At 35.9% G+C, this 14,620-nt stretch carries 12 protein-coding genes; 4 read left to right on the forward strand and 8 right to left on the reverse strand.

The window, feature by feature from the left end; genetic code table 11:
- Window position 1: 1 nt before the first annotated feature.
- From FFM65_RS11800 to FFM65_RS11830, 7 genes are all read right to left on the reverse strand, one after another.
- The gene (locus FFM65_RS11800) at window positions 2–1,003 is read right to left on the reverse strand and encodes a rod shape-determining protein (protein WP_010020136.1); all 1,002 of its coding nucleotides are present in this window, start codon (window positions 1,001–1,003) and stop codon (window positions 2–4) included.
- 94 nt (window positions 1,004–1,097) lie between these two features.
- Complete coding sequence (gene radC, locus FFM65_RS11805) at window positions 1,098–1,736, reverse strand: RadC family protein (protein ID WP_119318935.1); 639 nt, start codon at window positions 1,734–1,736, stop codon at window positions 1,098–1,100.
- Between the two features lie 9 nt (window positions 1,737–1,745).
- Window positions 1,746–3,011: a bifunctional folylpolyglutamate synthase/dihydrofolate synthase gene (locus FFM65_RS11810; RefSeq protein WP_119318936.1), complete on the reverse strand. Its 1,266-nt coding sequence runs from the start codon at window positions 3,009–3,011 to the stop codon at window positions 1,746–1,748.
- A gap of 72 nt (window positions 3,012–3,083) precedes the next feature.
- The gene (locus FFM65_RS11815) at window positions 3,084–5,732 is read right to left on the reverse strand and encodes a valine--tRNA ligase (protein ID WP_119318937.1); all 2,649 of its coding nucleotides are present in this window, start codon (window positions 5,730–5,732) and stop codon (window positions 3,084–3,086) included.
- A gap of 538 nt (window positions 5,733–6,270) precedes the next feature.
- Entirely contained in the window at window positions 6,271–7,488 is a 1,218-nt protein-coding gene (gene thiI, locus FFM65_RS11820) for a tRNA uracil 4-sulfurtransferase ThiI (protein WP_119318938.1), read from the reverse strand.
- Window positions 7,489–7,497: 9 nt separating this feature from the next.
- On the reverse strand, window positions 7,498–8,643 hold the full coding sequence (locus tag FFM65_RS11825) for a cysteine desulfurase family protein (RefSeq protein ID WP_119318939.1): 1,146 nt from the start codon (window positions 8,641–8,643) through the stop codon (window positions 7,498–7,500).
- A gap of 76 nt (window positions 8,644–8,719) precedes the next feature.
- On the reverse strand, window positions 8,720–10,408 hold the full coding sequence (locus FFM65_RS11830) for a septation ring formation regulator EzrA (RefSeq protein ID WP_119318940.1): 1,689 nt from the start codon (window positions 10,406–10,408) through the stop codon (window positions 8,720–8,722).
- 320 nt (window positions 10,409–10,728) lie between these two features.
- Between FFM65_RS11830 and rpsD the strand changes: the two genes are divergently transcribed.
- Window positions 10,729–11,340: a 30S ribosomal protein S4 gene (rpsD, locus tag FFM65_RS11835; RefSeq protein ID WP_119318941.1), complete on the forward strand. Its 612-nt coding sequence runs from the start codon at window positions 10,729–10,731 to the stop codon at window positions 11,338–11,340.
- A 367-nt stretch (window positions 11,341–11,707) separates the two neighbouring features.
- Here the strand turns inward: rpsD and FFM65_RS11840 are convergent, their stop codons facing one another.
- On the reverse strand, window positions 11,708–12,313 hold the full coding sequence (locus FFM65_RS11840; RefSeq protein ID WP_119318942.1) for a DUF1054 family protein: 606 nt from the start codon (window positions 12,311–12,313) through the stop codon (window positions 11,708–11,710).
- Window positions 12,314–12,365: 52 nt separating this feature from the next.
- Here FFM65_RS11840 and FFM65_RS11845 point away from each other — a divergent pair, with 52 nt between their 5' ends.
- The 3 genes from FFM65_RS11845 to FFM65_RS11855 all read left to right on the forward strand — a co-directional run bounded on the left by FFM65_RS11845 (window position 12,366) and on the right by FFM65_RS11855 (window position 14,499).
- Window positions 12,366–13,670 carry a replication-associated recombination protein A gene (locus FFM65_RS11845; RefSeq protein WP_119318943.1) on the forward strand — a complete coding sequence of 435 codons (1,305 nt, stop codon included), beginning with the start codon at window positions 12,366–12,368 and terminating at the stop codon, window positions 13,668–13,670.
- Complete coding sequence (locus tag FFM65_RS11850) at window positions 13,660–13,938, forward strand: hypothetical protein (protein ID WP_010020152.1); 279 nt, start codon at window positions 13,660–13,662, stop codon at window positions 13,936–13,938. Before FFM65_RS11845 ends, FFM65_RS11850 begins: the two co-directional genes overlap by 11 nt.
- Before the next feature lie 87 nt (window positions 13,939–14,025).
- Window positions 14,026–14,499, forward strand: a complete 474-nt coding sequence (locus FFM65_RS11855) for a universal stress protein (protein ID WP_059074147.1) — start codon at window positions 14,026–14,028, stop codon at window positions 14,497–14,499.
- The last annotated feature ends 121 nt before the right edge of the window (window positions 14,500–14,620 follow it).

The raw sequence follows: 14,620 nt of genomic DNA on the forward strand, positions 1-14,620 counted from the left end.
CTTATTTTTGGCGACGCATTACATCGATATTTTTTAGTGATTCTCCAGTACCGATGGCCACACAATCTAGTGGGTCTTGAGCAATGAATACGGGAACTCCAGTTGCTTCAGATATCACTTCAGGTAAATGATGTAATAAAGCACCACCACCAGTAAGTACGATACCATGATCGATAACGTCGGCGGCAATCTCAGGAGATGTTTCCTCAAGAGTTTCTTTAATTGTTTCAATGATCTCTTCAACATTTTCGTGAATAGCAGTAGCTATGTCTTCACCAGTCAATGAAACTGTCTTAGGTAGACCAGTTACTAAATCACGACCACGAATTTGCATTGATTCAAGTTCCTTTGACTTCTCGATTGAAGCAGAACCAACTTGAATTTTAACGTCTTCAGCAGTTCTCTCACCAATTTGTAGGTTGAAGTTTGACTTAATATATGCAGAAATTGATTCATCAAACTTGTCACCAGCAACACGGATTGAACGTGATGAAACGATACCACCCAATGAAATAGTAGCAACATCAGTAGTACCACCACCAATATCAACAACCATATTACCAGTTGGGTCCATAACTGGTAGACCTGCACCAATAGCTGCTGCAAATGGTTCTTCAATTACATAAGCTTCACGAGCACCTGCATGTTGTGTTGCTTCAATAACAGCACGCTTCTCAACTTCTGTAACACCACTTGGAACACAAACCATAACTGATGGCTTTGAATTATTAGCAGTCTTTTCGATGAAGTACTTCATCATAGCTGCTGTTGTGTCATAATCGGCAATTACACCGTCACGCATTGGACGAATTGCAGAAATACTACCCGGTGTACGACCAATCATTTCACGTGCGTCTGAACCGACAGCAACGATTTCTCCAGTGTTGTTGTTCTTTGCAACGACTGAAGGTTCATTTAAAACTATACCTTTTCCTTCAGCATAAACTAGAGTATTTGCAGTTCCCAAGTCTATACCGAGCTTCTTTGATCCAATACCAAACAATTTATTTTCTCTCCTTTAAAGTACACACCACATTTTACGCTAATCAAAATTATATCATAGAAAACGCCGAATGAAAGTACGACGAAATCATATCCTAAATTAAATTTAAAGACTTTAGACTAGAATATGTCTTTTTCGTAATAATTAAATGGTCTATTAAGTTTATTCCTATTAAATGACAACATTTTTGTAACCTTAAACTGAACTCCTGATCGTTTTGCGAAAACATCAATGAGCCATTTGGATGGTTATGGGCAATCAGAATTTGCGTTGCCGACATCCCAATCGCTTCCCGCAAAATGTCACGAGGGTGGACTGTTGCCGAATCGACTGTACCAATAAAAATAATTTTCTCTGAGATCACGTGATAACTATTATTTAAATATATTGCTATTAGCTTTTCTTGTGGAGCATTCCCAATTTTCTTAATTAAATGTTGACCCATATCATCAACTGAAACAGTTTCTTCTGATAAGGTATCAGCTTTATTTTTTCTTGATCCTAATTCTATTGCCGCAAGTATTTTACAAGCTTGCGCTACTCCTACTCCATTAAAAGACATTAATTGTTCTAAACTCAAGTTTAAACTACTAGATTCAGAAACTATTTGTTTAGCAAGTTTGGCTACAGGATATTCTTTAGTCCCACTTCCCAAAATTACCGCTAACAATTCTTCATCTTTTAATGTAGCGACACCATAACTTAAAATTCTTTCTCTTAAATTTATCATCATAATTGGAAATTACGAAAAATAATTCTCCAAATCTGAAACTAAATAAAATGATCCTGTAACTAACAATATTTGATCATCGGTCAAGTGAGAAATAATTTTCTGCAATTCACCACGATAATTTTCAATGAAAGAAACATTAGAATACTGTGATAAATTATAGTCCTCTTTGGTAGCAGACCTTGCCATATCAAGCTTTGTAATATATATATGCTTAGATTTTGGTACTAATTCGTCCAAAATGTCATGACGATCTTTATCCTTCATCCCTGCATATAAAACAATTATATCCTTATTTTCATAATTTAATGACAAAGAATTGATTAAATTGTAAATTGCTGAAATATTATGAGCTCCATCCAATAAAATCAATGGCTTCTTTTGAACTATTTGACTGCGACCAGGTAATTGATATTTATCGAGATTACTTCTGATCAATTCTAGATCCAAATTCATACCATGTATTTTTTGATATTCCAGAAAAGCTCGTATCGCAATCGAAGCATTAATTGCCGTAGTTTTTTCAAAACCAAAACAAGTTATGTCTTCTATTGATAGCTTATCATCATAATATATAAACGATAAAGATAAATCATTATTTTTATATTTTTTTATTGAAAAATCACGTTCATAACTAAATAATGGGCTTTTTAATTTTTCAGCCTCAGTTTGAATAATACCTTGAACTGATTCATGTAACCTTCCAGTTATGATAGGACGATTAGGTTTGATGATACCAGCTTTCTCTTTGGCAATATCTTGTAAGGTTGGTCCAATTAACTTTTCATGATCCAAGTCGATTGAAGTAATAATTGAGAGAACTGGTGTAATAACATTAGTTTTATCATGTCGAGCACCAATCCCAGCTTCAATTACAGCTATGTCGACACGACCACGGAAATAAAAATAACCCAAAATCGTTACAAATTCAAATTCTGCCAAGGGTATTCCGGCAACTTTTTCTTTAATATAGTTAACTTCTTTAACTAATTCGTCATTAGAAATATATTGATGATTGATTTGAATACGTTCATTGAATTCTTTAATAAACGGCGACGTAAACATTCCTACTCGCTTACCACTGGCTTCTAGTAAGTTTGCCAAGAAATTAGTTGTCGTTCCTTTGCCGTTAGTCCCTGTAATATGAATCGTTTCATAACTATTCTGGGGATTGTCTAAGCGTTTCAGGGCTTCTTTAATATTGTCCAAATCATTAGTTCGTTTGAATTTGGGTAAACTATGAATAAATTTTAATGTCTCTTCGTAAGTTTCTAACAATATTTTTCTCCAATTTTTCTTAAATAAAAAGGGCTGGACTTTTGCCAACCCTCATCATTATATACTCAAACATTATTTATTAGCTTGCAATTGTTGAATTCTTTGTTGTACTTTTGCTTGACGTGATTGATAATCAGCCAATTTTTCTTTTTGTTCAGCAACAACTTTTTCTGGAGCCTTTTCAACGAAGTTCTTGTTAGAAAGTTTCTTGTTGATACGTTCAATTTCTTTATCAAGTTTAGCTACTTCTTCATTTTGACGGGCAATTTCATCATCAATGTTGATAAGTTCAGCCAATGGAACATACAATTCAGCACCATTTGTAACAGCCGTCATTGCTAAAGCGGGAGCTTTGATGTCAGTTGCAACTTTCAAGTCCTTTGGATGCATGAAACGGTCAATATATTCCTTATTGTTCAAGACCACATCTTTAACCTTGTCGTCTTGAGGTTTGATTAAAATATCAACAGCTTTAGACATTGGTGCATTAGCTTCCAAACGAATCTTTCTCAATGACTTGATCAATTCGATTAAAATGTCCATCTGATCCATAGCATCACTATCATCGAATTCTTTATGGTCTTCTGGATACTTAGCTTGCATGATTGACTTACCGTTGTGAGGCATTGTTAACCAAATCTTTTCAGTAACAAATGGCATGATTGGGTGCATCAATCTCAAAGTTTGATCCAAGACATAAGTCAAGATCATCTTCTTTTGCTTCTTAGCAGCTTCATCATCACCAGTTAGAGTAGCCTTACTCATTTCGATATACCAGTCACAGAAATCATTCCAGATAAAGTTGTAAAGATTACGACCAACTTCACCAAATTCAAAGTTATCCATCAAACGGTTAACTTCTTTAACTGTGTGATTCAATTTGGCTAAGATCCACTTGTCAGATAAGTCATAACTAGTTACTTGTGAAAGATCATCCATAGCTGGAGTGTCATCGTCAAGATTCATAATAACGTAACGAGACGCGTTCCAGATCTTATTGATAAAGTTCCAAGCAGAGTCCATCTTGTCGTAACTGAATCTCGTATCTTGTCCTGGAGTTGAACCGTTCATCAAGAACCAACGCAAAGCATCAGCACCATATTTTTGGATAACGTCCATTGGATCGATACCGTTACCAAGTGATTTACTCATCTTGCGACCTTGTTCATCACGAATCAAACCGTGGATAACAACGTGATCAAATGGCTTCTTACCAGTAAACTTCAAACTTTGGAAAATCATTCTTGAAACCCAGAAGAAAATAATATCGTAACCAGTAACTAAAGTATTAGTTGGGAAGTAACGCTTGAAATCTTCTGCGTCAGTATCTGGCCAACCCATAGTTGAAAATGGCCATAGAGCACTTGAGAACCAAGTATCAAGCACATCTTGTTCTTGATCCCAATTTTCAATATCTTTAGGAGCTTCTTCACCTACATAAGTTTCACCAGTCTTCTTGTTGTACCAAGCTGGAATTTGGTGTCCCCACCATAATTGACGAGAAATAACCCAATCATGAACGTTTTCCATCCATTGTGTGAAAGTATCTTCAAATCGATCAGGTACAAAGTTAACCTTGTCATCGCCCTTTTGATTCTTCAGAGCCATTTCAGCAAGTGGCTTCATCTTAACGAACCATTGTGTTGAGAGTCTTGGTTCAACTTGTACGCCAGAACGTTCTGAATGACCAACGCTGTGGACGTAAGGTTCGATGTTGATCATGTATCCTTGATCTTGAAGGTCTTTAACGATAGCCTTTCTAGCATCGAAACGATCCATGCCGTTATATTTACCAGCATTTTCATTCATTGTACCGTCAGCATTCATTGTGTTGATACGCTTTAAGTCATGACGATTACCAACAGCAAAGTCATTAGGGTCGTGAGCTGGAGTGATTTTAACCATACCAGTACCAAACTCTTTATCAACGTAGTGGTCAGTAATAATTGGAATTTTACGATCAACTAATGGAACGACAACTTCTTTACCAACGATGTCTTTGTATCTTTCATCATCGGGAGCAACGGCAACAGCTACATCACCAAACATAGTTTCTGGACGTGTTGTAGCAATTTCAATGTAGCCTGAACCATCGGCATATGGATACTTAACGTGATAGAAAGCACCTTGGTCATCCTTGTGGATAACTTCGATATCTGACAAAGCAGTTTGTAGTTGTGGATCCCAGTTGATGATGTATTCACCACGATAGATCAAACCTTCGTTGTACAACTTAACAAAGACTTTACGGACGGCTTTTGACAAACCTTCATCCAAAGTAAATCTTTCTCGTGAATAATCCAATGAAAGTCCTAATTTACCCCATTGAGATTTGATTATAGAAGCAAATTCATCTTTCCACTTCCAAACTTCGTCAACAAACTTCTCACGACCTAAATCGTAACGAGAAATTCCTTGTTCACGTAGTTTAGCTTCAACTTTAGCTTGAGTAGCAATTCCGGCATGATCCATACCAGGTAGGTATAAAGTGTCATAGCCTTGCATTCTCTTGTAACGAATCAAAGTATCTTGAATCGTCGTGTCCCAAGCATGACCCAAGTGCAACTTACCAGTAACATTTGGTGGTGGGATAACGATTGAATAAGGTTTAGCTTTCTTATCTCCAGAAGGTTTAAAAACATCTTCGTCTAACCAAGTTTGGTAACGACCTGCTTCGACTTCTTGGGGATTATATTTTGTATCCATGTCGATTTCTCTCATAGTTGTTCCTCCATTTTTAACTTTTTTTACTCTGTAATAACTTAATAGTGCATGGAATACGGATGCTTACGCATCCCCATAACACTCTCTAACCGGCTTCACCGAATACCATGGAATACGGATGCTTACGCATCCCCATAACACTCTCTAACCGGCTTCGCCGAATACCATGGAATACGGATGCTTACGCATCCCCATAACACTCTCTAACCGGCTTCGCCAAATACCATGGAATACGGATGCTTGCGCATCCCCATAACACTCTCTAACCGGCTTCGCCGGTAAGAGACTGTAAAAAAAAGAGCACCCATCCCTAATAGGACGAATGCTCGCGGTACCACCTAAATTAAGAGTTTTCACTCTTCACTCAACAGATAACGGTGGCCCGATCATTTAATGATAGCTCACAGGCAACAATCAATTGATTCAATTCGGCAATTCTCAACAACATGCCTTCTCTGAAATCTCCTCAATCAACACTCCTGCTCAAAGCTGATATTCTGATAATAAAACATTCTTTATTAAACGTCAATTAATTTTATAGCAAACTACTGATGTTTTCTTGATCACTTTCCATGAACTTGTCGCCGTGTTCAATAGTTGTAATCTTGATACCATCCATAGCACGTTGAAGCAATCCGTCAATATCTAAGACACTTTCAAAATGACGAGTTTTTTCGATACTTGGACGTGTTTTTGGTGATGGTGGAGCAAAGACCGTACAGCAGTCTTCGAATGGTTGAATTGAAAGATTGAAAGTATCGATTTTTTCAGCTAAACGAATGATTTCTGTTTTATCCATCGTTGCTACGGGACGTAAGATTGGTGTTGTTGTGACATCATTGATGGCTGCCATACTTTCCAATGTTTGTGACGCAACTTGACCGACAGCCTCACCGTTGAAAATTGCTAAACCGTGTTCTTTTTCACGGATCATATCAGTCAATCTCAACATGAAACGACGTTGAATCGTCATCAAGTAACCTTCAGGAACACTAGATTTAATAGTTTCTTGAATTTCAGCAAAAGGTACTTCGATAAACTTGATATTGCCACCAAAGGCAGTCAACTTAGAAGTTAGTTCTTTAGCCTTATTCAAAGCTTGTTCTGAAGTATATGGAGGACTGAAGAAGTGAACCATTTCAATATCCACTCCACGCTTCATAGCCAAGTATCCAGCAACTGGAGAATCGATTCCACCAGACAGCATCAACATAGCTTTTCCAGCAGTACCAACAGGTAGACCACCAGCGCCCTTGACTGTTAAGTAGGATAAATAAATTCCATCTTGACGAACTTCGACAGAAATCTTGATATCAGGGCGTTTCATCTCAACATCAATTCCTGGGAAAGCCTCACAAATGGCATCTCCCAATTGCAAGTTGATTTGATTAGTATCTAGTTCATAAGTCTTGTCTGCACGTTTAGTTCCTACTTTGAAACTCATGCCGGGCTTATAAGCTTCATGCATCATTTCAACAGCTTTTTTCTTTACGTCTTCAAAATCACGTGAAACTTTCACACTGAGTGAAAAAGTTTGGATACCAAAAACATTCTTTAATTTTTCCATTACTGGTTTTGCATCGACACCGTTTAGCTTAATGTGTAGACGGTCACGATGTGGTTGCATTCTAAGATCAGGGTAATCCTTCAAAACTTTAGCTACATTTCCGTGAAGACGGTCGATGAAGCTCTTACGGTTTTTACCCTTTGTTGATAGTTCGCCGTAACGAACCATAATTTCAGTATATTCCATGTATTTCTCCTAGTTCAAAATTTGGAAATGATCATGAATTTCATCTAAATTCTTAATAAATTCATCCATTTCTTTTTCAGTATTGCTTTCGTCTAAACTAACACGTACGGCACTAGTTGCAACATTTTCTCTAACATTCATTGCCTTTAAAGTACCTGATTCCAAACCTTTTTTGGATGAACAAGCACTAGTTGTAGAAATATAAATATCACGATCTTCAAACGTATGCACGATTGTTTCACCACGAACGCCATCGATTGTAAAACAAATGATGTGTGGAGCAAAATTATCAGCAATTTGTGAAAAGACGTGAACATTGTCCATAGTCTTCAAATGGTTAACTAATTTTTCCTTTAGTTGTTCCATCTTGTCAGCTTTTTTAGCTTCATCCTCTTTCAAAAGACGAATAGCTTTAGCCATACCTGCAATTGCTGGAGTATTTTCAGTTCCACTACGAAGATTTGACTCTTGACCGCCACCAGCCATCAGTGGTTCAAGTTGCTTGCCTTCTTTCATATAAATGAAACCAATTCCACGTGGTGCATGGAATTTATGTCCGGAGAAAGTATAGTAATCAACACGTGGATCCATGAACTTATCTTGGATATTCTTACCAATTGCTTGAACAGAATCAACGTGATAACTGATATTTGGATAGTCTTTTAAAACATTAGCAATTTCATGGATTGGTTGAATTGCACCAATTTCATTGTTAACTGCCATAGTTGAGACTAAAATCGTATCGTCACGAATAGCATTTTTAAGATCATCAGCACTGATATGACCAGTTTTATCAACTGGTAAATAAGTGACTTCAAAACCTAATTCTTCAAGTTGATGCATCGTATTCAAAACAGATGGATGCTCAATTTGTGTAGTAATGATGTGTTTACCAAATTCACGCTTCTTAAAAGCCGTACCTTTGATGATCCAATTGTTACCCTCAGTACCACCACTAGTAAAAACGACTTCGTCTTGCTTGAAGCCCATTAACTTTGCAATTTGTTTACGAGATGTTTCCAACAATTCATAAGCTCTTAATCCTAACTTATGCAAACTTGAAGGATTCCCGAAATATTCTTCACTAGCAGCATTGTAAGTTTTTAGAACTGAATCATTAACTTTAGTTGTTGCACTATTATCAAAATATATCATTTTTGCCTCACCAAAATAAAAAGGCCTCAAAGGCCCAAATTTTTATCTATTATAATTTAACACACTTTTAGAAAAATTAAGAATTAATTGTCTCTTTTATCCGATCAACTGAACCAGATTCAACCTCTTCCAAGGCTTTTGAAATTACATCGACTGATTCTTGATAATTGTAATCATCATCAAATAATGAACGCGCATGTGCCAATTCATCGCTGAAAGCACCATCTTTAGTAGCATAACGGTTCGCATATTGAAGCAACTTTTCAGCCAATTGAACGTTATACTTCAATTTAGAAGTTTTTTCAACCAAGTTATTCAAATCTTCTTGAGTGATGATGACCGCTTTACTAATATCTTCCATATTAATTTGATCAGCATCTAAATTATCATATAATTTATTGATCTCATCATAAACCATGTAGAAGTAATCAAGGTAATCATCTGGCAAACCATTCAAACGCAATTGTTCAATCATCTTTTTTTGAATTTCTAAACGTTTGGCATATTCGTCGACACTATTACGAGCAATTTGTTCACTAGTTAACATTTGATTGAGTTCATCGTTGATATCCTTTTCGCTAGTCTCAATCTCGTCCAATTCTTTAACGATATTCTTAAAATCAGTTCTTACTTGTGAAAAAATCACCTGTTTATCAGCAATACTCTGCACGTCAGCATCATATTCACGACGAACTTCATTCAACGTGTCAAAATTGCCCTTAAAAGTATCCAATGTCTTATCCGTTAAGATATAGCCTTCTTGTAGTTTTCGAATTCTCTTATCCAAACGATTGTGCTGAAAAACTGCGTGATTGATGTAATCTAAGACAGGTTTTTGTTCCTTTAAAACGTCACGCTTACCGTCTATTTCCAACGTTAACGTTTCGTACAAGTCATCGATTCTTTGTTTGATATCTTCATTATTAGTATTAACGGCGTCGAAATTCAATTCACCTAATTTATCATTTGATTCATCAATTTCTTTTTGAACTTCTTGAATCAAGGCAACTATATCATCGTTGAATTTGAAATGTTGCTTGTCTAGCTTTTGAAAGACAAACTTGATTTCGTCCACTTGTCCTGGGAAAACTTCATTTAAGTCGTGGAACAAAGGTTCAATAACTTTTAATTGGTCTGTAATCAAACCTAATTTGATTTTAATATCGTCTAAAATTTGACTAGCTTCAATATGATCACCCTTAGTAGTCAATTGCTTTTCGTTATCTAATAAATTAGCGATTTCTGACAATTCATCCTCTAACTTATCGGTTGCTGGACCATAACTAAATGATTGCGTCAAAACTTGTTTACGTAATGTTTGATATTTCTTTTGTAATTCTTCACTATGAGTGGCATTCAATTCATTGCTCTTTAGCAGTTCATCAAATCCTTGCGAGATTCGAGAGAGTTCATCTTCAAACTGTTTCAAACTAGCATTGATTTTTTTCAAGTCGCTATTAGCACCGAAAACTTTAAATTCGGTGTTCTTGTATTCAGCTCCACGCATTTGTCGAAGAATATCTGAAAAAATCTCTTCTTCTTGCTTGTAGTATTCAACCTTCAACTGGTTAAAACGATCATCACTAGCACCAGACAATTTCATCTTAGTTAGTTTCTCAATTTTGCCTTCTAAACGAGCTTCTTTTAAGTGATCAGTTCTATCCTTATATTCGTTTAACGTGGAAGCATTTTTCTTTTGTAAAAACCACATGTACCATAAGAAAAATAGAACGATTAAGATTATTCCAATAATAATTACAAACACATTTACACCCCTAATGACGATTCATTCTTGTCTTTATGAAATTATAACAAATATTACTCCTATTATTATCTAAGTCAGCTTTTCATAATAAAGTTTTAAACTATTCCCAAAATAATTTTGACAATCACTCGTCATCACGGTATACTAGCCTTCGTGTAAAATATGCAGCAAAGAGCGGCAAGAACGTCAACAGTTATCGACGATTTAGTTCAATCAGTAACCTGTGGCTGCACAAGGTGAAATTTGTAACGATAACTGCACGAATGCTAAGCTCTAGTTAATTATTTTACTCCAGACAAACATTTTGGAGGAATTAAAATATGTCAAGATATACTGGCCCACGCTGGAAATTATCACGTCGTTTAGGTATCTCACTTTCAGGTACTGGTAAGGAAATCGCTCGTAGAAACTACGCCCCTGGTCAACACGGACCAAATGGTGGCCGTCGTAAGATCTCAGAATACGGTCAACAATTAGCTGAAAAGCAAAAGTTACGTTTCATGTATGATGTTAACGAACGTCAATTCCGTAACCTATTTAACCGTGCTGGTAAGATGGATGGTATCCATGGTATCAACTTAATGATCCTTCTTGAAACAAGATTGGATAACGTTGTTTACCGTTTAGGTCTTGCAAGTTCACGTCCACAAGCTCGTCAACTTGTAAACCACGGTCACATCACAGTTGATGGCAAACGTGTTGATATCCCTTCATACGAAGTTCAAGTTGGTCAAAAGATCAGCCTTCGTGAAAAGTCAAAGGACCTTGCTATTGTTAAGGAAAACCTTGAAAACGTTGTTGGTCGTCCTGGTTTTGTTAGCTTCGACGAAAACACATTGACAGGTTCACTAGTACGTAACCCAGAACGTGACGAACTAGAACCAAACATTGATGAATCACTAGTTGTTGAATACTACAACCAAGTACTTTAATATTTGGACAAAAATACATTCACTATTTGGTGGATGTATTTTTTTTGCCTTATTTTATACATAAATAAAAAGAACACTATCAGAATGAAATAATCTCATTCCAATAACGTTCTCTACTTGAATTTAATCCTACTTAATGAATTTAAAATAAGTAGCAGACCAACGATACTTGCTATCAAGCCGCTCCACCACATGACTCCAAAGGTTGCGTTAAAAAACAATTGGAAAAACGCCAACGTTATGATTACGCCGAACCAAAATTCCGCACATTTATACCACTCCATCTTCATCATCCCTTAATTATTATTCTCTTAATTCAACATCATTATAGGATGTTTTTTAAACAAATTAAACTAATAACAAAAAATTAATTTTGTGAAGAAATTTCTTGATTGAAGTAAATTAAATACTTACTCAATTGTAAGAACTTATCTTTTAATATTTGATCATAATTACCCTTAGCTACTTCATCGGAACTACTTAACAACTCAAAACCAATTACTAAATCACTAGACTTTACTTTTTGATAACGCTCAACAACTTTTTCAAAATCGTCAGCCGTCAACAATTTACTAGAAGTATGATCATTGGAAACTCCCCAACCTTCTCGAATTATCTGCTTTTGATATTTTCTTAAAATTGGGTAATATTCTTGACGATTCCGAATATCTGCTAAGAGACTAAATGTGATAAAATAACGGTCTGGCCATAAACCAAACTCTAAATGAGGAGTTTTTTTATAACCCTTTTTATCTTGATTAATAGCCAACCACGTATCTGGAGGTGGATTTTTCGTCCGTCGCTGGTGCTTTGCTATTTTCATGAAAAATTGCTGTTGATATTCATCTTCTAGATGTTTTAATAAATCCGTACCAAAAACTTCGAATTTTGGGTCCAAATTTGTTTTAATTAAATCTAAACGTCCAGAAAGTGTCATATCTTCAAAAACTTTAAAATCATTTTTATCAAACATGTTCTCAATCCTTTGTTGTAGAATATATTATATTAATTATATAGGAGGAGCTATGCAAAAACCATTAGCATATCGAATGCGCCCTACTAATATCGATGAAGTCGTCGGACAACAACACTTAGTCGGACCACATAAAATCATTCGTCGAATGGTTGAAAGCAAAATGTTGTCCTCGATGATTCTTTATGGACCTCCGGGGATCGGTAAAACTAGTATTGCCAGTGCTATTGCCGGCTCTACTAAATATGCCTTTCGCATGTTAAATGCAGCAACTGATACTAAAAAAGATTTACAAATCGTAGCTGAAGAAGCAAAAATGAGCGGTACGGTTGTTTTAATGCTTGATGAAATCCATCGTCTAGACAAAACGAAACAAGATTTTTTGTTGCCAATGTTGGAAAGTGGCTCGATAATTTTGATCGGTGCTACAACTGAAAATCCATATATCAATATAAGCCCTGCTATTCGCTCTAGAGTGCAAATTTTTGAATTAAAGCCACTTAATAGTGATGATCTAAAAAAAGCCGTTAAAAGAGCTTTAAACGACTCAGAGAAAGGTTTAGGAAAATACCATGTCCAGCTTGATGACAATGCACTTGAATTATTAGTTAGCTCGACAAACGGTGATTTAAGAAGTATTTTAAACGGACTGGAACTTTCAGTACTTTCGACAAAACCAGAAAAAGACGCTTCAATTCACATCGACTTACAATCTATTGAAGAATCTGTTCAAAGAAAAGCTATTTCTTCAGATAAAGATGGCGATAGTCACTACGACGTTATGTCAGCCTTTCAAAAATCAATTCGTGGTAGTGATCCTGATGCAGCAATTCTTTATCTAGCTCGTCTATTAGAAGCCGGCGATTTAACTTCTGCTATTAGAAGGCTGATGGTCTGCGCTTATGAAGATGTCGGATTGGCTAACCCTCAAGCATGTGCCCGAGCAGTTCAAGCTTGTCAGGTCGCACAAATGGTGGGATTACCTGAAGCTAGGATTCCCTTAGCAGATGCCGTCATTGATTTGTGTCTTTGCCCTAAATCAAATTCGGGCATGGTCGCAATTGATTCTGCATTAGAAGATGTTCGTAGTGGCAAAGCCAATTCCATTCCTGACGATTTAAAAGATGCTCATTATTCTGGAGCCAAAAAATTGGGTCATGGAATTGAATATAAATATCCCCACAATTATCCAAACTCTTGGGTTGAACAGCAATACTTGCCAAATAATTTGCGTAATCGTCACTATTATCAACCAAATGATACTGGTAAATATGAACAAGCTTTAAACCTCAGAATCCAACAAATACAATCTTGGAAAAAGAATTCGAAACGGAGTCAGAATAATTATGATAATTAAAATTTTAATGATCTTTTTTGTGATTTTTTTGTTAGCTTTAGCTTACATTCTTTGGTCACATAGTAGTGGAAAATTTTTAATTTATTCACCAGATGAAAATTTAACACTTAAAAACGTTATGCGCTATACGGCTGTACTACTGGTTTTAGTCGCTATTATGGGAATTGCCATTGCCTTTTTTGGAAGTCGTGAGGCAAACTTCATTACTCTATTACTAGGTAGTTTGATTGCGGCAGGATTTTCAATTTATTTAGCAAATATACGTTAAATATCGTTGGATTACTGTATTTATTTCCCCAAATAAACTAAAATGAAATTATAAAAGCAGTAATATTACATTAACGGGGTGATACTTATGTTACAACAATATAAAAACATTCTCGTACCAATTGATGGTTCATTCGAGGCAGAATTAGCATTTAAAAAAGCTGTCGAAGTAGCTAAGAGAAATAAGGCTGCGATCCATTTAATCCACGTCATTGATACTAGAGCTTTCCAAAACGTTTCTAGCTTCGATTCAACAATGGTAGAACAAATTACTGAAAAAGCTAAGGAAACAGTTAAGAAATACGTTAAAACGGCTAAGGATGCTGGTTTAGACGAAATTGACTACAGTATTGAATATGGCTCACCAAAAGCTATCATCGCTACTGACTTTCCAAAGAAGTTAGGTGTCGACTTGATCATGATCGGTGCTACTGGTCTTAACGCTATGGAAAGACTTCTCATTGGTTCAGTTACTGAATATGTAACTAGAACTGCTGCATGTGATGTCTTAGTAGTCAGAACTGATCTAGATAATAAAACAATTCAAAAACCTAGAAAATAATAAGCATTAAAAAAGAGGATCGGGGTCTAAGTCAAATCATGTTGGTAAGACCTTTTACTAAGAATCATGCCTTAATTGGTATGGTTCTTTTTCTTTACGCTCTTATAAGTTGAATACGCAT

This window comes from Companilactobacillus formosensis (assembly GCF_005405305.1).
GTDB lineage: Bacteria > Bacillota > Bacilli > Lactobacillales > Lactobacillaceae > Companilactobacillus > Companilactobacillus formosensis.

Coding starts and splice junctions, on each gene's coding strand:
- radC (WP_119318935.1), bottom strand. CDS start 1,736: ATGATGATAAATTTAAGAGAAAGAATTTTAAGTTATGGTGTCGCTACA.
- FFM65_RS11815 (WP_119318937.1), bottom strand. CDS start 5,732: ATGAGAGAAATCGACATGGATACAAAATATAATCCCCAAGAAGTCGAA.
- thiI (WP_119318938.1), bottom strand. CDS start 7,488: ATGGAATATACTGAAATTATGGTTCGTTACGGCGAACTATCAACAAAG.
- FFM65_RS11825 (WP_119318939.1), bottom strand. CDS start 8,643: ATGATATATTTTGATAATAGTGCAACAACTAAAGTTAATGATTCAGTT.
- rpsD (WP_119318941.1), top strand. CDS start 10,729: ATGTCAAGATATACTGGCCCACGCTGGAAATTATCACGTCGTTTAGGT.
- FFM65_RS11840 (WP_119318942.1), bottom strand. CDS start 12,313: ATGTTTGATAAAAATGATTTTAAAGTTTTTGAAGATATGACACTTTCT.
- FFM65_RS11845 (WP_119318943.1), top strand. CDS start 12,366: ATGCAAAAACCATTAGCATATCGAATGCGCCCTACTAATATCGATGAA.
- FFM65_RS11850 (WP_010020152.1), top strand. CDS start 13,660: ATGATAATTAAAATTTTAATGATCTTTTTTGTGATTTTTTTGTTAGCT.
- FFM65_RS11855 (WP_059074147.1), top strand. CDS start 14,026: ATGTTACAACAATATAAAAACATTCTCGTACCAATTGATGGTTCATTC.